Raw genomic sequence first — 18046 nt, forward strand, 5'->3', positions numbered from 1 at the left:
GTGACGAAAATGGCGATGACCGCGAAGCAGCCGTACCATAAAGGCGATCTGCCGGCCCTTCTGCTGAAGGCCGCCGAGGAGGAATTGTCGGAAAACGGGCTGGAACGCTTCTCGCTCCGCGCCGCGGCCAAGCGCGCCAATGTCAGCCATGCCGCCCCGGCGCACCATTTCAAGGACATGACGGGACTTCTGAGCGCGCTGGGCGCGGAGGGCTATCGACGCCTGATCGCGGCGCAGGAGCACCGCCAGGCGCAGGCGGCGCCAGACCGCGTGTCACAGTTTGTGGCGCTCGGTCTGGGCTATGCGGATTTCGCCGAAGCCCATCCGGCGCTGTTCCAGCTGATGTTCGCGTCAGAAAAGCCCGATCGCAGCCATCCCGACTTCGCCGAGGCCTCGCTCGCCGCCTTCGCCAAGCTCCAGGACGGGGTCAACGCGCTTTATCCCGATGAAACGGATGAGGCGCGTCGCACCACCATGCTGATGACGTCCTGGTCGGTGGTGCATGGCCTCGCCGAGCTGATCATTTCAGGCCGCGCCGCGGCGCCCATGCAGCTCGACGTGCGCACGCCGGAAGAGCGGGACGCGATGATCCACGCCATTCTGATGCGCGTGCATGAGGTGAAGGGGCAGCAAACAGAACGAAGCAGCTAAGAAAACTGCCTCATTAAAGTGTCAAACAACCTAGCCCTTAAGACACTCGCATTTTTGCACAACTTCATATTTGAAAGATGGGCCAATTCTCCAAGCGTCAATAGGAACCCACCAGAACTATAATACTTTGGTACGTCCCCAAACATTCCTTCGTAATACTCTTTACTAACGCCTCGAACTCGTGACTTCGGGAAGGAACATTGATGAAAAGAGTTTTGAAAATCAGACTTAGTGTAAAGAAACCCTAACGCAACCATTTCCTCAATAGAGAAAACACTTCGAGAAACAAGAAGATCGGACCTCATAAACGATTCATTCAAATCAATCCCCAAAAGCGCTAATCCTAAGTCCTTATAATAGTTATCTAAAAAATAATCAGAACCATCTGAATCATGGAACAAATTAAATATATAATCCATATTATAATTCAAACGATACATTAAGTTTTCTTCAAACAAAATCCCTAGATTTTCAGGCCATACTGTTTGGCTTACACTAGCCACTTCCATTCGGACATCGCCAAGTTTAACATCCGATAAGTTTGCTTCAGATAAATTTGAAAAACTTAAATCGTATCCAGTAAGGTCCAAATCACCAAAATCTACGCCACTTAAATCAACCCCAACAAGGTCAGAAGAAACATCAACTTCCGCTACATCAATAAGCTGCTTCAGAGTTGCGCCCCTCATCCCAATGACACGCTCAAATCTATCCAAAGAGTCCGGGTTTATGTGTATCCTATTTGGCAAATTTAGCATCACTCAGAATAAATTCTGACCCCTGTTTTTGAATCTCCTTCTTCAGCAAAACCTCAATTACAGCCCTAACTTGCCTATCTTTATTTGGCAGCAAACGCCCCGTATTGATTTCGCAGCAATCTATCACAATAATATCTGAGACACTGAAGCAAATTTCGGTTACAACATCGCCTTGATTCTTATCTATAATAATGTCGCAAATATTATCGTCCCCTAGATATTTTCCCTCTAGGAGACCACCTCTTATTTCTTGTATTTTCCAACGCCCATTAGGGAGCGCTAACACTCTATCGTGGATCGACGCGTAACTTTCAGACTGAATTTTACGCGCCAATACACCCTTTTCCGCATTAGCTCTCAGCTCTGCCTTTGCTCCCACACTTGAAACTCCAACCACAGCACCAGCACCAACTTTTTTTCCTGAAGAAAGTTCAGCTTCATGCCTTAAATCATACTGTACTTGCATGGGCTTTTGCCGATTAGCTAAACGGGAAGAGTTATCTATCTCTCCACCTTCAACGCAAATCTTTACATAGGCCCTTTTAATTCCAAAAGTAACCTCAACTCTCTCAGAGAGAATTTTGGAAAAACCGAATGTAAGACTGACATTTAGGGGCAGTAGTGTATCTGACCCTCCCTGCGTCTCTTCAACATCCAAGTCGCATAATTCCGGCTCATAGTTCTCAATATTAAACTTTACCCGGTCAGGCCTTGAGCCAGAATCATGCACCATCAAACTATTTCCTGCAGATGCGCTGCTTGGCGGCTTCGTACTGGGCCTGAAGCTCGGACACATAGGCGCCGGCGCTCTGGACCTTCTTGATCGAGCCCACGCCCTGACCGGAACCCCAGATGTCTTTCCAGGCCTTGGCGTCGGTATTGCCGCCAGAGCCAAAGTTCATCGCGGAAGGATCGCTCTCGGGCAGATTGTTCGGGTCAAGCCCGGCATCCTCGATAGACTTGCGCAGATAGTTGCCGTGTACGCCGGTGAAGAGGTTGGAATAGATGATGTCTTCCGCGGTGCTGTCGACGATGGACTGCTTGTAGGCCTCGCTGGCGCGCGCCTCTTCGGTGGCGATGAAGGCCGAGCCGATATAGGCGTAATCCGCGCCCAGCGCCTGGGCTCCGAGGACGCCGGCGCCGGTGGAGATGGAGCCGGACAGCGCAATCGGGCCGTCAAAGAATTCGCGGATCTCGCTGACGAGACCAAAGGGCGACAGGGTGCCGGCATGGCCGCCCGCGCCGGCGCAGACCGGGATCAGGCCATCGGCGCCTTTTTCCAACGCCTTGTGCGCGAACTTGATGTTGATTATGTCGTGCATCGTCTCGCCGCCCCAGCCATGCACGGCCTGGTTCAGCTCTTCGCGGGCGCCCAGCGAGGTGATGACCAGCGGCACCTTGTATTTCTCACAGGTGGCGAGGTCGGCCTCGAGCCGGTCATTGGAGCGGTGCACGATCTGGTTCACCGCAAACGGCGCGGCAGGCGCGTCCGGATTGGCCTTGTTGTAGCTGTCGAGCTCGGACGTGATCTCGTCGAGCCATTCATCAAGCTGGCTCTGCGGGCGCGCATTCAGCGCCGGGAACGAGCCGACAATGCCCGCCTTGCACTGGGCGATGACCAGTTTGGGGTTGGAGATGATGAACAGCGGCGAGCCGATGACGGGCAGACGCAGCTTGCCTTTGAGGCATTTGAGTTCGGACACGCGGGCTTCCTCCCCTGCGGTTGGCATAACAGTGTTTTGCCCAAGGCTAGCGCAGATTTCGCGCAAGAAAAGCGCTCAGAGCGGTTTAACAAAATACACGGTGTCGATGCCGACGCCACGATCATCCTTAAGGCGTAATCTTTCTTCAAAGCCCAGCTGGGCGATGAGCGGCAAATGGGCGGCGTTGGTGCTCCAGGTGCGGGTCGCGACCGAGGGCTCTGCGGACCAGCTCTGCGCCAGTTCAAACAGTCGCGCATATAGCTGTCGCGCCAGCCCCCGTCCCCGCGCCGATTCGGCGACGATCAGGGTGGACAGATAGGCCGCAACCGTCAGCTCCAGCGCATCAAGGCGCTTGTCCCGCGCCACGCTCATCATGCCGAGCACGCGCCCGTCTTCCGCTGCCGAGATAAGGGCGTGCTGCTGGATCGAGGTCCAATAGGCGTCCGGCTTGGCGTCCAGCACCTCGCCGGCGCCCACCGACAGGCCTTGCTCCGGCGTGCGCGCCCGCAAGGGCGGCCAGAAGGCGTCATCGGCTTCAAGCACCAACGCCCACACATCCGCGCGAACAGCGTCTGGCGCCTCCGCCAGCGTGTCATGCACCGTAAACGTCACGCTCATGCCGGGCCGGTCTCCACGGGCAGGTCGCGGGCGCCCCAATCGGCCCAGCTGCCGTCATAGAGGCGCACATCGCGGAAACCGGCGCTCAGGAAGGCCGCGCTGAGGATCGCCGCGGTCACGCCCGACCCGCAGGTCGTGATGATGCGCGTGTCGCGGCTGATGCGCGGCAGCGCCGCTTCCAGCGCGTCTTCGGACTTGAGCTTGCCTTCGGGCGTCAGAAGCTGAGGGAAGGGCAGATTGACCGAGCCGGGGATATGGCCTGACTTAAGCCCCTTGCGCGGTTCGGGCTCCGTGCCCTCAAACCGCCCCTTGGATCGCGCATCCACGACCAACGCCTTGCCCGATCGGGTGGCGTGGGAGACATCCTCCCAGGTCACCGTGTCGTCCCAGATCATCCGCGGCGTGCGCTCAATGGCGGGATGGCGGCGGAAAATCTCGCCGCTTTCAATCGCTCCGCCCGATTTGCGCCAGGCGTTGAGCCCGCCATCCAGAATGCGCACATCGCAGCCAAAGCGGCGGAAGGTCCACCAGACCCGCGCAGCGCCCACCATCGAGGTCTGGTCATAGATGATGAATTTCTCTCCGCCGCTTAGGCCATGCCAGCTCAGCCAGCGGGCGAAGGCCGCCGCGCCGGGCGCCATGTGCGGCAGGGTGGAAGTGGCGTCGCAAACGCCATCGATATCGAAATAGACCGCGCGCGGCAGGCGGCGCTCCTCGAACACCTCCTCGCCCGTCATGCCCGATCCGGGCAGGAACCAGCTCGCTTCCACAAATACAGGGTCTGCTTCGGCCAGCGCCTGTATCGCGCTGATTGTCACCGTTTCCCGCATCAGGGCGATTCTCCCGAACTAATCGTATTCACCGTACCAGCTTGTCTTGTCCGCGCCATCTGGCTGGGCCAGTCTGGACGAAATGACGCGAAAAATCGCGCGCTTACGGGAGGAAAACATGACCCCAGCCACACCCCTGGCCGGGCTGAGAGTGCTTGACCTGACGACCGTCGTCGCCGGACCAATCGCCAGCCTGACCCTCGCCCAGCAGGGCGCCCATATCATCAAGGTCGAACCACCGGGCGGTGATCTTGTCCGCCGCCTGGGCTTCATCGCGAAAGACGGCTCGAGTTCCACCTTCCAGACGCTCAATCGCGGCAAGGCGCTGATCAGTCTTGATCTTTCCACCGAAGACGGCCGCGCCGCCCTGGCCCCGCTGGTCGAGCAATCTGATGTGGTCATGCACAATTACCGCCCGGCGGCGGCGAGGAAGCTGGGCCTCGACGCCGACAGCCTGCGCGCCCGACATGACGGGCTGATCGTCGCCGAAGTGACGGGCTTCGGCCCGTGGGATCCCTTGAGCGATGTGCGCGCCTATGACCCGGTGATCCAGGCCGAAAGCGGGCTCGCAGCCCGCCCGGACAAGCCCGAGCCCGAGCTGTACCCCCAGTATATCTGCGACAAGGTGGCGGGGCTCTATCTGTGCCAGGCGATCACCAGCGCCCTTGTGGGCCGCGAGCGCGATGGCGCGGGTCGTCATGTGGCCGTCTCCATGCTGGAAGCCGCCCTCGCCTTTTCCTGGATGGATGTGCACATGCCGCTGACGCTGAAGGACCCGCTTCAGCCCGGCCCCAACATCGCCAAGGTCTATCGCCCCTGGAAGGCGGCCGATGGCTGGTTCGTCGTGGTGATGTTGTCAGAAAAGGAATTCGGCGCCTGGTGCGAAGTGGTCGGGGCGCCTCAGCTGCTCGATGATCCGCGCTGTGCGGACATGGCCAGCCGCTTCATCAACTGGGATTTCATCCGCGAAACCTGCGCGCCGCTGGCCGAACACCAGTCCGCGGATGAGCTTCTGGACCGCCTGCGCGAGGCGGGCGTGCCGGCGGGCAAGGTGAATACCTCTGACGATATTCTGAATCATCCCCAGCTCGCCAATAGCGGTTTCATCTATGAGGGCGAAGCGGACGGGCCAGGCCCTGTGCGCCTGCCCGGCGCCGCGGCGCGCTTTGACGGCGAACGTCCCGGTCAGGGCGCGACCTGTTCGGGTCAGCTGGGCGCGGACACCCGCATGGTTCTTGAAAAAGCCGGGGTGGATGACGCCCTGATCGCACGTATTTGCGGAGACTGAGATGAGCGAGTTTTCCACGCTTCTGTACGCCGTCGAGGGTCGTGTCTGCACGATCACCCTGAACCGCCCCGAGCGCCTGAACGCCATCAATGACGCCATGCCCGGCGACATTTCCCGCGCCATCAAGACAGCCGAACGCGATCCGGCGGTGCATGTGATCGACCTGCAGGGCGCGGGCAAGGGCTTCTGCGGCGGCTATGACCTCAAGGATTATGCCGAACGCGAGGGCGAACTGCCGGGCAGTCAGGACATGCCCTGGGATCCGATGATCGATTATGCCTTCATGCACCAGAACACGCTCGACTTCATGAGCCTGTGGCGCTGTCACAAGCCCACCATCGCCCGCGTGCACGGCGCAGCGGCGGCGGGCGGCTCGGATATCGCGCTGTGCTGTGATTTCGTGATCATGGCCGAGGATGCGCGCATCGGTTATCCGCCGGCCCGCGTCTGGGGCGTGCCGACCCCGTCCATGTGGGTCTATCGCCTCGGCCCCCAGCAGGCCAAGCGCATGATGATGACCGGCGAGCTGATCGACGGCAAAGAGGCCGAGCGTATCGGGCTGGCGCTTGAAGCCGTGCCCGAAGCCGAGCTGGACGCCGCCGTCGAGCGCCTGGCCGGGCGGTTGCAGGGCGTGCCAAAGAACCAGCTGATGATGACCAAGATGGTGGTCAATCAGGCCTATGAGACCATGGGCATTTCCAACACCCAGATGCTGGCGACCGTCTTTGACGGCATTTCGCGACACTCGCCCGAGGGCATGTGGTTCCGTCAGCGCGCCCAGGAGGTCGGATTCAAGCAGGCCGTCGCCGAGCGTGATGGCGGCGGCCCCATCGCGGCCGAGGTGGAGAAGACGCCCTATGACCGCATGGAATGACTGAGCCGAACGCCATGACGGCGTTGCAAGACGGGATGGGGGCGGCTAAGCCGAAAGCCTGACTGTCCCTCCCGCCAAGAGAGCCTCATGAGCGTTCGCCTCGCAGACCCCAAAGCCACGCCCTTCCTCGCTGATATGGAAGCCCGCGGCCTTCTCAACCAGAAGACCCCTGAGCTGACTGACGCCTATATCACTGAGCATAGGCCGGCGATGTATGTGGGCTTTGATCCGAGCGCGCCGAGCCTGCATGCGGGCAATCTGATGCCGCTTCTGGGCATGGACCGCTACCGCCAGCGCGGCGGTCAGGTTGTGGTGCTCTTGGGCGGCGCGACGGGCCTCATTGGCGACCCGTCCGGCAAGGACGCCGAGCGCAATCTTCAGACCGAAGACGTGGTCGAGGCCAATATCGAGGGCCAGCGCAAGCAGTTCGAACGCCTGTTCGCGCTGACCGACGGGCCGGAGCCCATCTACGTCAACAACGCCGACTGGTGGCGGAAGATGGATGTGGTCAGTTTCCTGCGCGATGTGGGCAAGCACTTCTCGGTCAACGCCATGCTGACCAAGGATTCGGTGCGCAACCGCATCGAGAACCGCGATCAGGGCATCTCCTTCACCGAGTTTTCCTACCAGCTCTTGCAGGGCTATGACTTCGTGCACCTGCACCGCGCCCACAATGTCCAGATCCAGATGGGCGGCTCGGACCAGTGGGGCAATATCGTGGGCGGCGTCGACCTGATGCGCCGCATCGAGGGCGTGCAGGCCCATGCGGTCACCTATCCGCTGCTGACCAATTCGGAAGGCAAGAAATACGGCAAGTCCGAAAAGGGCGCGGTCTGGATCGATCCGGACCTGACGAGCCCCTATGAATTCTACCAGTTCTGGCTCAACAGCGCCGACGCCGATGCGCCGAAATTCCTCTCCTGGCTAACCGATGTGGATCTTGCTCAGCTCGAAGAGCTGACCCAGGCCGAGCCGCATCTGCGCCTGCCGCAGAAAGCCCTCGCCGAGCTTCTGACCGCGCGCGTGCATGGCCAGAAAGCCGCCGATCTCGCGATCGAAGCCTCCCAGGTGATCTTCAAGGGTCAGTCGGACAATCTCAGCGCCGAGCTGATCGACATGATCGCCCGCGCCGTGCCGACGCTGGACGCCAGCGCCAACGAGCCGCTGCCCCTGATTGACGCCCTTGTGGCCGAAACGCTGGGCGCCAGCGCCTCCAAGAGCGAGGCGCGACGCCTGCTCAAGCAGAATTCTGTCTCGCTCAATGGTCAGAAAGTGCAGGACGAAAACGCCGATGTGCGCGAGCACCGTACGGGCGCCGGCGCCGTGGTGATGAGCGTGGGCAAGGCCAAGCGCTTCCTCATTCGTTTTAACGGATAATCGACATGACGCCGCTGTCCGAGTTCGACGCCGTCTTCATCTGGGGCTTCGGCAAGGAAGGCCGCGCCGCGCTCAACCATGTGCGCACGCGCTCTGAAGCCGCGCTCTATGTGATTGACGCGAAAGAGCCTTCCGACCTGCCGGACGGGGTTGAGTACGTCGCGCAGGACGATCTGGCGCAAGTCATCGAGAAAGCGGGCCAGTCCCTGATCGTGAAATCGCCGGGCGTGTCGCTCTATGATGCGCGCCTGGCTGAAGCGATGGATCTGGGCGCGGAGCTCACGAGCCAGACCAATCTGTGGTTCGCCTCCAAACCCGCCCATCAGACCGTGATCGGGGTGACGGGCACCAAGGGCAAGTCCACCACCTCGAGCCTTCTGCATCACATGCTCAAGGCGCTCGATGTGAACGCGGTTCTGGCGGGCAATATCGGCGAGCCGGTGATCGACACGTCCGAGGACGCCGAGATCGTGGTGCTGGAGCTGTCGAGCTATCAGATCGCCGACCTCGTCCATGCGCCAGACTGGTTCATCTTCCTCAACCTCCTCAATGATCACGCGCCCTGGCATCGCGGCGTCGAGCAATACCGCCGCGACAAGGCGCGGCTCGCCATGCTCGATCCCAATGCGCGCGGCGTGATGAGCGCCAGGGATTCCCGGCTCAACGCGCTGTTCGTCCATCGTCCCAACACCGTCTGGTATGACCAGAGCGAAGGCTTTCATGCGCCCGACGGCGTGATCCATCATGGCGCTGAAGCTTGGGGCCGCATCCCCGCCTTGCCCGGCGCCCATAACGCGGCGAACGCCTGCGCGGCCTTGGCGGTGATCGAAGGATTGGGGCTGAGCGCCTATGAAGCCTTCGAGAGCCTTTCAAGCTTCAAGGGTCTGGCGCACCGGCTCGAAACCGTTCACACGCTCAATGGCGTCGATTTCATCGACGACACGCTGTGCACCACGCCGCAATCCTGCCTGCTCGCCTTGGCGGCGTTTCCGGACCGACCCATCAGCCTGATCCTGGGCGGGGAAGACCGCGAGCAGGACTATGCACCGCTCGCTGAAGGTCTGCGCGATGAGACCCGGATCAAGGCCATTGTGACCATTCCCGAGAACGGTCCCGCCATCATCGAGGCGCTGAAATCAGGTCCACATGCGGATATAACCACTTACGAGCCTGACTTTGAGCTGGCCGTGAAGCGCGCTTACGAAGCCCTGCCCGATGGCGGCATCGTGATGATGAGCCCGGCGGCCCCACGGGGTGCGGCCTTTACCTATTTCGGCGCCCGCGGCGACGCCTTCACCCAAGCTGCGAAGAAGCTCGGGTAAAACGCACTCACTGATTCAATTCAGGGTTTGAGCTTTCAGGCGCGCAACTTCACGCACAAGATCAGCTTGCCGCCATAAGCTCGGCGACCGGTCCCGGCATACGATGCTCGGAGCGCGCATCCAGCGCCTGCGCCCAGGCCAGCTCCAGGTCTGCGCGATCCCACTGAGTGAACAATTCACCCTCAATCGACTGTATCAGCGGAGCTTTCGCCCACTCCGCATCACTCAGAAGGTGGGTGATGGCCGCCGCCACTTCGCGCCGCTCTCCGACGCACTCCCAGGGCTTGGCGTCGGTCAGACCGGCGATCTCGCGCAGGAAGTCGAGATTCCTGGGATCATGGAGGGGCTGGCTCTGGAAGACCCGCGCATGACGCTCCACCGGCAGGAAGGGCGCCAGCAGCACGGCGGTGTAGACGCACTTGGCGCATTCCCCGCACCAGCGCCGGTCCCTGGGCAGGGCGTTGGGCCCGGCGAACACGAAATTGCGGTTGCAGCTGGCGAAAATCTCGAGCGCATCCTCGCCTGCCGTGGCCAGATAATGCGCAGTCCACAATTCGCTGACCGGGCGCAGGATCGAGAAATAAGTCACCGGCACGGCGTTGCGCAGCGCGTCCTCGAACTCGAGGGATTTGGAGAACTGGTGGTTCACCGGATGGCCGTTGCTCTCCATGGTCGGCTCGCTGGCCGCACGCTCATTGGCGAACACTACCCAATCCAGCCCCTTGGCGGCGGCGTAAAGCGTCATCAGACAAGAGTTTACGCCCGTAATCGGAATATGGCCGTTCAGCGCCCGACCTGACCGGCTCAGCTCGATCAGGTGCGGGTCAATCCGGCGCCGGATCAGCGTCACCGGCGCCTCGCTCATCGCCACAAGGCGTTCGCCCACGCTGTCAGACAGGATCAGGGAGACCTGTTCGACCTCGGCCCCCACCGCCTTGATGACGCTGGCGGCCACATGGCTGTCCTTGCCGCCGCCAAAGGCGACCGCGGCGCGCACATCCTCCGTCTTGCGTGCGGGCGTCTGGAGCGCGTCCATGCGAGGTTCAGCCTTGATGGTGAATTCAGGCGGATACGGCAGTTCGTTGCGTACATAGAACTCGCCCAGCCCCGGCCCGTACGCCAGCTCAAACAGGTGACGTTCTGCGTCGGTCAGCGCGAAATCGGGCTCGATCAGGTTGGCCGGCGCGGCCTTGTAATAGCTCGTCCCGATCAGGATGGCGCACATGCGCACCAGACCCGCAAGCACGCTGCGATCCAGGCGGTCAAAGTCCGCCTCCTCGGGAAACACGACCGTCTCTGTAAACGCGCCAATGCCGGGAACATCATATTCGAAGGCGTACCCGTTCTGCCCATCAAGGCGTCTGGGGAAGCAGAGGCGGAAGGAGGTCATGTCGGCTCGCGAAATTCGGTGTTGGACAGACCCTAGCGGGCCTTGCGCGCTTAAACCACCGCGTCGCGCTGCGCCGTGATGATCATGTGGCCGGGCTTGTGAAAAATCGCCAGCTCCGGCTTTGCGTCCAGCACCACAGCCTGGGGCGTCACCCCGCACGCCCAGAACACCGGTACATCGCCCTCTTCCAGGACAGGTTCATCACCGAAATCGGGCTGCATGATGTCCGCAATGCCGATCGCCGCCGGATCGCCGGCATGGACGGGCGCGCCGTGGCTGCCAGGAAACCGTCCGGTAATTTCGCTGACCCGCTCCACAAGCTCGGCCGGATATCCCCGCATGGAGACGACCATGCCGCCCGCAAACGGCCCAACCGGCGTGCACTCAAGATTGGTGCGATACATGGGCACATTGCGGCCCGCATCGATATGGCGAACCGGCAGGCCTTCGGCCAACAGCGCATGCTCGAAGGTGAAGGAGCACCCCAGCAGCAGAGCGACCAGGTCCTCGCGCCACAGCTCGGTCAGGTCCGTGCGCTCCTCGCTGAACTCGCCATTGCGGAACACCTCGAAGCGCGGCGCATCGGTGCGCACATCCACATCCAGCTTGGGGATGGTCGGATCGCCCGGCTCGCTCATGCCCAGAAGCGGACAAGGGCGCGGGTTGAGCTGAGTGAACAAGAGGAAATCATACGCCATGGAGGCCGGCAGAATCACCAGATTGGCCTGGGCGAAGCCCGGGCACAGCCCGGTGGTGGGCTGGTCAAAAGCGCCGGATCGAACCGCCGCAAGATGGGCGTCACGAAGCGAATGCGGGTCAGTCATTGCGAAGTCCTTGATCTGACGCCAGTTCACGTCAGTTCAGCGCAGCACGCAAGCCATGATTAACGACTCATTGCATCCCGGACCGCATCGACGCGAGAACGCCCCACCGGCGCCTCGGCGCCACCAACAAGGCTGAGCGCATAGCGACTGCCCGGACGGGTCAGCAACGCCTCCGTCTTGGCCATGTTCACCGCATAGGAGCGATGCACGCGCAGAAGTCCCGGCCCGGCCTCCTCCAGCACCGCCGCCAGCCCGCGCTGATCGAGCAGCCAGTCGCCGCCGCAGCGATGCACCTCGGTGTAATTGCCTGCGGCCTTCAGATACAGCACGTCCTCAAGCGCGACCCGGTGCAGGCGCCCGGTGGATTGCACCGTCAGCGCCGCCTGTTGCGGCGTGGCGTCGGTCGCCTGTGGTGCAGCGGCGGGCGATAAGAGGTCCGGCGCCCGCACCATCCACACCCCCAGCGCCACAGCGGTGATGGCGTAAACGCCCAGATCGATGAACCGCCCGGGCGCCACAAGGTTCAGGAACAGCAGCGCAATCCATACCCCCGCCATAGCCAGGGCGTTGCGGTCGAGCCGAATGCCAGCGAGCAGAGTCCACACCAGACTGCCCAGCAAGGCGCACATGGTCAGTAGGATGATCTTGCCGTCATAGCCGTCAAACAGGAGCACGCCCAAAAGGGCGCAGGCGGTCGTGATCCCGATGGCGGCGCGGCTCCAGACCCGCCCCAGCACCCAGCGCTTGACCAGAAAGCCCAGACAGCCCGCTGAAAAGCCCGCCATGCCCATCAAGATCACGGCCTGTCGGGGCTGATGCCAGCTATAGGGATAATTGACATAGGCGCGCGAGATTTCCGCGAGCGCGGCGATGACCAGAGCGCCCAGACCCGCCGCCAGCCAATACAGGGCTTTGTCCGCGCGGTCCTGTCCCAGACGGATCAGCCCCACGGCCAGAACGACCAGAATGCCCGCCAGCCCCAGCGTCGGCGCATAAAGGCGCAAAGACCGCCGTGCATCGGCGCGATAGGGCGTGGTGCCCACGGTTTGCAGGATCACCGCCGGATCATAGCCCGCGCGCGTGCTGGAGACCTCAAGCTCGATGATATTACCGCTGGGACGGATCAGGTTCGACGGCAGCGCGATCAGGCTGTCGATCGGCCCGGCCCGCTCTGGCCCGTCCGGGCCGAGGGGACGGCCCTTGGCCCCCACCCTCTCGCCATTCAGAAAAGCCAGAGCGGAAAACGGTCCCGACAACTCGAGCGCCATGGGGGCGCCGGTCTCAAACGCTTCATCGGGCGCCGCCCAGCGCACACGTACGACGCCTTGCGCCGGATCGACGCGCCATATCTGTGCGCTTGCCCAGTCTGAAGAGACCGAAGGATCGGCGCCCGGCGCCAGAACGCTGACCTCGCCCGCGCGCCAGATCAGCGTCTCTTCACCCGGCCAGGGAGCGATCAGGATCAGGGCGCAGACCAACGTCGCCAAGGCGGCTTCCCAAGGACGCAGGGTTTGCCCGATGCGGGCTGTCAAAGCCTTGAGCTGTTCACCCCGCATTTGAGCATTTCGTCCTTTTCAAGTTTCGCGGGCGCAAAACCGCCTGCAGACAGAGGGTGTTGGCGGTCACCGCCTCTCCCCACGCAAACGACAACAAGGACGCCTTTAATGCAAACCCTCATTGCCGCACTCGGCTCCGCCGCGCTGATCACCCTTCCGGCGATGGCCCAGAGCCAGACCGAAACCGCCCAGGCGATCTTTGATCAGTTCGCCGCCGGTTATCCCGCCCTCAACGCCACGGTGATGGTGAATGGCGAGATCGTCTTTGAAGCCGAGGGCGGCACGATGCGCAGCGATCACGATGGCGTCGATACGGACTATAACGTCTATTCAACGGCGAAAATGTTCACCGGCCTCGCCTTCGCCCGGCTGGAAGCCCATCAGGGGCTCGATCTCGATCAGTCCGTTCGCAATATCGATCCCGCCCTGCCCGACCCTTATCAGGACGTGACCTTGCGCCAGCTCCTCAGCCATACCGCAGGCGTGCGCGGCTATACCGGTGATACCGACTGGATCGCGTTCAATGATCTGCGTTGCGAGCTGCCGTCAGACGCACTGGGCCATTTCATCAACGATCCGCTGATCCATGCACCCGGCGCACGCCATGAGTACACCACTTATGGCTTTGTGCTGTTGAGCCATCTGCTGGTCGAACTAACAGGCTCGGACAGCTTTGACGCGGCCATGGAGCAAACACTCGGCGACGCCTATCTGGCGCACAAGGATTCCCTGAACGCGGACAAGGCCACGCCCTATTTTGACGCCGGTGAAGGTCTTGAACCCATGCCCCTGTCAGCAGAGTGCAAATTCGGCGGCGGCGGTCTGATCGCCTCCAGCCGGGATCTGGCGGCCATGGGGTCCGCTCTGGTGGAAGGCCAGCTCTTGAGCGCTGAAGAAATTGACGCCGCCTTCCAGCCGATCCAGACGACAGGTGGTGACGCCGTGAGCTATGTCTACGGCATGGAAGCGGGTTTTGAGCCGAGCCTGAACCTGCATTACGCCGCCCATTCCGGCGGCAGCCCGGGCGGCCGCAGCTTTGTGATGGCCTATGTGGAGCCGCAAGTGGTTGTCGCCACAACCGGAAACGCCGACGGCGACAATCATTACCCGCTCGCCCTGGCCCTGGCGGACCTGTTCGCAGGCTACGCCCGATAAAGTCATCGGGCGCCCGGCTTGCACCGGGCGCCCGATCCAGGCGGAAACCAATGCGGTCGCTGCAGGCCGACCGATTGGTCCGCCACGGATGCGATCCGGATCAGCCCCGCTCACATGGCGCTGATCAGGGACCAGCACCGCATAAGAAACGCGCGCCGAGGCTTTTCGTTCACCGATCGTGCAATCACAGATCCGGCGGCGCGTCGGCATGGCGCCACATATAGCGCGCCAGATAGGAGCGATAGGGCGCAAACCGCGCCGCTGTCCGGACGGTCTTGCGGCGCTTGCTCGTCAGCTTTTCCAGGGTCTTGCGCGCCGTCACATCCCCATCAGGCCAGATATCCGGTTCGCCGAAATAGAAGATGTTGGCCATGTCCGCCGTCCAGCGGCCCACGCCCCAGATTTCGACCAGCCGGTCAGATCGGTCCTCAGGCGGCATCGCCCTGAGAACATCGGCCTCGAGCGCGCCCTGCCGGTTCGCCTCGGCAATGGCGAGCAGGGTCTTCACCTTGGCGCCGGACAAACCGCAGGCGCGCATCCGGTCGGCTTGATTCTCACAGAAGGTCTCAAGCAGGCTGTCCTGCGTCTCGCTCAACGCAGCAACCCGCGCCCAAATGGAGGCCGCGGCCTTCACGCTCAATTGCTGACCAGCCACAGAGCGGCACAGGGATAAAGGAAAGGCCAGGCTCGGAGCGCGCCAGGGCGCCAGCAGGCCCTGCCGCGCAATGGAGTGATGAAGCTCCGGGCTCAGATCCGCCGCAGCAGACAGGCAATGGTCGTGGGCATGCTGGGTCATGCCCCTATCGGGCCTGTTCGCGGAGAGACGGTCAACTGCGCGAGCCATATCGATTCTGCAATTCATTCTCATTTTATATTGATATTGAGAATGACACGCATTAAGCATGCCGCAGATTTGATACGGGGTTTTCTCATGACTTTCCGCTCCTCCCTGCTGGGCGCCTGCGCGCTCATGACGCTGGCGACTTCCGCCCATGCGCAAACCGAGACGAACACGTCCGGTGAAACCGAAGATGTGATCGTGGTCACGGGCGCTCTGGGCGCGTTCGGCGCCACCAAGTCCAGCGCACCGATCCTGGAGACCGCACGCTCTGTGTCGGTCGAGACGTCCTATGACTTCATCTCGCGCGGCGCCCTGAACCTCAGCGACACGCTCAATTACACCTCGGGCGTGCTGGGTCAGGCTTATGGCTTCGCCACCCGCGGCGATTTCTTCACCGTGCGCGGGCTCGACGTGCCGGAATATCGCGACAATCTTCAGGCGCTGTTCGGCAATTACAACAACACCCGTCCCGACCTTTACACCATCGACCAGGTGGAAGTGCTCAAAGGGCCGGCCTCTGTGCTCTATGGCCAAGGCTCTCCGGGCGGCATTGTGAACCTTGCATCCAAGGTCGCAGGACCGGATCTCGGTCAGGAGATCGTGGCGAGCTATGGCACGCATGACCGCGCCGAACTCGCTGGCGATTTCAGCACCACGCTGATCGAGGACACGCTCCATGCCCGCTTTGTCGGCGTGGTGCGCGACAGCGACACCCAGGTCGATTACGTCAATGACGACGCAATTGCGCTGGCGCCGTCCCTCACCTGGACACCGGGCGAGAACACCGAAATCAACCTGCTGTTCAACTATGATGACCGCGACGGCGACGCCGCCGGCCAGTTCATCCCGCTGACCGGCACCTATTATCCCGGCCCCAATGGCGAGACGATCGAGCCGAGCACCTATCTGGGCGAGCCTGGCTTCAACACCTATGAGACGGACTCCACCGCCCTCACAGTGATCGGCAGTCACCGCCTCAATGACATCTTCACGCTGGAAGGCACGGCGCGCTGGCGCGATTCCGGTTCCACCTATCGACAGACCTGGGTCGCCTTCGCGGGCGCAGGCGTTCCGCGCATCCTGCCCAATGGCGACAGCCGGTATGGCCGCCGCTGGTATGACAGCGAAGCCAGCTCCAAACAGCTCGCCTTCGACACGCGCGTGCGCGCAGATTTCGTGACCGGCGCGTTCGAGCACGAGGTTCTGGGGGGCGTAAACTATCAGAATGTCGAGCTGGACAGCGAGTCCTCCTACCTCCTGCAAGGCACGATCAATGTCTTCAATCCGGTCTATGGCGACGGTCTGCCGACCCAGGCCGAGATCGACGCCGTGCGCAGCTACACCTCCAGCGAGACCGACTATTGGGGCTTCTACCTGCACGACCAGATTTCCTGGGGGAACTGGATCTTCAATGCCGGACTGCGCGCTGATGAGGTGAGCAATGAAACCGGCGCCGTGAGCCAGGATGATGACGCGGTCACCTATTCGGTCGGGCTTCTGTACGCCTTCGATAACGGGTTCTCGCCCTATGTCAGCTATGCGGAATCCTTCGAGCCGGTGATCGGCATCGACAGCTTCACCAATCAGGCGCTCAACCCGCAGGAAGGCGAACAGGTCGAGATCGGCGTGAAATACCAGCCCGCCGGGACCCGCACCTATCTGACGCTGGCCTGGTTCGACATCACCCAGACCAACCTGCCGAACCCGGTCGCCCTGCCGACCGCACCGTCCCAGCAGGAGGGCGAAGCCAGCGTCACCGGTTTCGAGTTCGAAGGCGTGACCACGTTCGAGACCGGCTATGGCGACCTGAAGCTGGATGCGGCGCTGACGCTTCTCGACACCGAAGACGCCAACGGCATTCCCTTCTCGGTGATCCCTGACGAGCAGGCCTCGCTGTGGGCCGAGTTCCGCCCCGCCGCGCTTGACGCCCTGCGCATCGGCGCCGGCGTGCGCTATGTCGGCGAACGCGAGAGCAATGGGGTCAGCGTCGTCAATGGCGACATCGTGCGCATCGTGTCTGACAGCTACACCCTCGCCGACCTCCTCATCGGCTATGAGCTTGAGGACTGGAGCGTCGCTCTGAACGTCCGCAACCTCTTCGACGAAGCGTATTACGGCAGCTGCCTGGCGCGGGGCGATTGCTTCCCCGGCGAGGAGCGCACCGTCAATCTGCGCGTCGCGAAACGCTTCTAGGATCGAGTGCTGAGATCGTGGCGACCTCTTCGATAGCAGCACTGATCGTCGGACTGGCGCTGGGCCTTCTGGGCCTGGCGCTGGTCCGTCAGTCCTGGCTCAGGCGTCAGACCCGGCATACGGGTCTGATGGCGACGGGCTGGAGCCTGATGATCCTTGCCACAGCCCCCCTCGTGGTCGCGCTTGGCCCCGATCTGGGCGTTACCACTGCTTTCATGGCGCCCATGCTCGGCGCCATTGCGCTTTTGAGCCCGGGCATGATCCAGCCCGTCGGGGCAGCCTCAAACGCCGTCAGTCCGGCGAGCGCATCACGCACGCATTGGCTGGCGAGCTTGCGCACCCTCATCGTGTGCCTGCTGGCCGGTCCTGCCGCCCTGACCGTGACGCTGATTGCATCCATCGCCCTGCTTCGGATGACACAGGGCATTGGCTGGACCATGCCGGACAGCCTGTTGTTGGTCTTCCTGTTCGCGCCTCTCGCCTGGGCCGGGCTCGCCGTCATCAGCGCGCTCGACGCCCCCTTGCGCTGGCGCAGCGCCAGCCTCGCAGCCCTTGCCGCCGTGTTCGCCATCCTGGCGCTTCTACTTTCGCCTTCCATTTCGTGAGACGTCCCATGGCCGCCCCTGCCCGCCCTTCGATCTGGCCTGATCTGTCCGCCAAGCTGGT

At 62.0% G+C, this 18046-nt stretch carries 17 protein-coding genes; 8 read left to right on the forward strand and 9 right to left on the reverse strand.

Going from position 1 to position 18046, the window contains the following annotated elements; genetic code table 11:
* The first annotated feature begins 9 nt into the window (after window positions 1-9).
* On the forward strand, window positions 10-651 hold the full coding sequence (locus OA2633_RS15185; protein WP_009801291.1) for a TetR/AcrR family transcriptional regulator: 642 nt from the start codon (window positions 10-12) through the stop codon (window positions 649-651).
* Here the strand turns inward: OA2633_RS15185 and OA2633_RS15750 are convergent.
* The 5 genes from OA2633_RS15750 to OA2633_RS04470 are packed head-to-tail and all read right to left on the reverse strand — an operon-like array spanning window position 648 to window position 4560.
* A complete protein-coding gene (locus OA2633_RS15750; protein WP_206740488.1) occupies window positions 648-1367 on the reverse strand; it encodes a pentapeptide repeat-containing protein in 720 nt (239 codons plus the stop codon). The genes OA2633_RS15185 and OA2633_RS15750 overlap by 4 nt on opposite strands.
* Window positions 1368-1389: 22 nt before the next feature.
* Window positions 1390-2142, reverse strand: coding sequence for a hypothetical protein (locus OA2633_RS16035; protein WP_156776106.1), 753 nt, complete (start codon window positions 2140-2142; stop codon window positions 1390-1392).
* A 4-nt stretch (window positions 2143-2146) separates the two neighbouring features.
* On the reverse strand, window positions 2147-3139 hold the full coding sequence (locus OA2633_RS04460) for a nitronate monooxygenase family protein (RefSeq protein WP_009801293.1): 993 nt from the start codon (window positions 3137-3139) through the stop codon (window positions 2147-2149).
* Between the two features lie 48 nt (window positions 3140-3187).
* Window positions 3188-3730: a GNAT family N-acetyltransferase gene (locus OA2633_RS04465; protein WP_009801294.1), complete on the reverse strand. Its 543-nt coding sequence runs from the start codon at window positions 3728-3730 to the stop codon at window positions 3188-3190.
* Window positions 3727-4560 carry a sulfurtransferase gene (locus OA2633_RS04470; RefSeq protein WP_009801295.1) on the reverse strand — a complete coding sequence of 278 codons (834 nt, stop codon included), beginning with the start codon at window positions 4558-4560 and terminating at the stop codon, window positions 3727-3729. The genes OA2633_RS04465 and OA2633_RS04470 overlap by 4 nt, the downstream gene beginning before the upstream one ends.
* A gap of 118 nt (window positions 4561-4678) precedes the next feature.
* Between OA2633_RS04470 and OA2633_RS04475 the strand changes: the two genes are divergently transcribed.
* From OA2633_RS04475 to murD, 4 genes are all read left to right on the forward strand, one after another.
* Window positions 4679-5848: a CaiB/BaiF CoA-transferase family protein gene (locus tag OA2633_RS04475; RefSeq protein ID WP_162010964.1), complete on the forward strand. Its 1170-nt coding sequence runs from the start codon at window positions 4679-4681 to the stop codon at window positions 5846-5848.
* 1 nt (window position 5849) lies between these two features.
* A complete protein-coding gene (locus OA2633_RS04480; RefSeq protein WP_009801297.1) occupies window positions 5850-6722 on the forward strand; it encodes a crotonase/enoyl-CoA hydratase family protein in 873 nt (290 codons plus the stop codon).
* An 87-nt stretch (window positions 6723-6809) separates the two neighbouring features.
* Window positions 6810-8099, forward strand: a complete 1290-nt coding sequence (gene tyrS, locus OA2633_RS04485; RefSeq protein ID WP_009801298.1) for a tyrosine--tRNA ligase — start codon at window positions 6810-6812, stop codon at window positions 8097-8099.
* Between the two features lie 5 nt (window positions 8100-8104).
* The gene (gene murD, locus OA2633_RS04490; protein WP_009801299.1) at window positions 8105-9421 is read left to right on the forward strand and encodes a UDP-N-acetylmuramoyl-L-alanine--D-glutamate ligase; all 1317 of its coding nucleotides are present in this window, start codon (window positions 8105-8107) and stop codon (window positions 9419-9421) included.
* A gap of 61 nt (window positions 9422-9482) precedes the next feature.
* Here murD and OA2633_RS04495 read toward each other — a convergent pair whose 3' ends face one another.
* From OA2633_RS04495 to OA2633_RS15190, 3 genes are read right to left on the reverse strand one after another with little or no spacing between them, the layout of a single operon-like run.
* On the reverse strand, window positions 9483-10811 hold the full coding sequence (locus OA2633_RS04495; protein ID WP_009801300.1) for a hypothetical protein: 1329 nt from the start codon (window positions 10809-10811) through the stop codon (window positions 9483-9485).
* Between the two features lie 50 nt (window positions 10812-10861).
* Window positions 10862-11635 (reverse strand): putative hydro-lyase, encoded by a 774-nt coding sequence (locus tag OA2633_RS04500; RefSeq protein ID WP_009801301.1) that lies wholly within the window; start codon window positions 11633-11635, stop codon window positions 10862-10864.
* Window positions 11636-11694: 59 nt separating this feature from the next.
* Window positions 11695-13191, reverse strand: coding sequence for a LytTR family DNA-binding domain-containing protein (locus OA2633_RS15190; protein WP_009801302.1), 1497 nt, complete (start codon window positions 13189-13191; stop codon window positions 11695-11697).
* Between the two features lie 108 nt (window positions 13192-13299).
* Between OA2633_RS15190 and OA2633_RS04510 the strand changes: the two genes are divergently transcribed.
* Window positions 13300-14346, forward strand: coding sequence for a serine hydrolase (locus OA2633_RS04510; protein ID WP_009801303.1), 1047 nt, complete (start codon window positions 13300-13302; stop codon window positions 14344-14346).
* 184 nt (window positions 14347-14530) lie between these two features.
* On the opposite strand, the gene OA2633_RS04515 is transcribed toward OA2633_RS04510, so the two are convergent.
* Window positions 14531-15142 carry a DNA-3-methyladenine glycosylase gene (locus OA2633_RS04515; protein ID WP_009801304.1) on the reverse strand — a complete coding sequence of 204 codons (612 nt, stop codon included), beginning with the start codon at window positions 15140-15142 and terminating at the stop codon, window positions 14531-14533.
* 135 nt (window positions 15143-15277) lie between these two features.
* Here OA2633_RS04515 and OA2633_RS04520 point away from each other — a divergent pair, with 135 nt between their 5' ends.
* Complete coding sequence (locus OA2633_RS04520) at window positions 15278-17380, forward strand: TonB-dependent siderophore receptor (RefSeq protein WP_009801305.1); 2103 nt, start codon at window positions 15278-15280, stop codon at window positions 17378-17380.
* Between the two features lie 17 nt (window positions 17381-17397).
* Window positions 17398-17985, forward strand: a complete 588-nt coding sequence (locus OA2633_RS04525; protein ID WP_009801306.1) for a hypothetical protein — start codon at window positions 17398-17400, stop codon at window positions 17983-17985.
* Window positions 17986-18046: the final 61 nt, after the last annotated feature.

It is taken from the genome of Oceanicaulis sp. HTCC2633, from assembly GCF_000152745.1.
Classification (GTDB): domain Bacteria; phylum Pseudomonadota; class Alphaproteobacteria; order Caulobacterales; family Maricaulaceae; genus Oceanicaulis.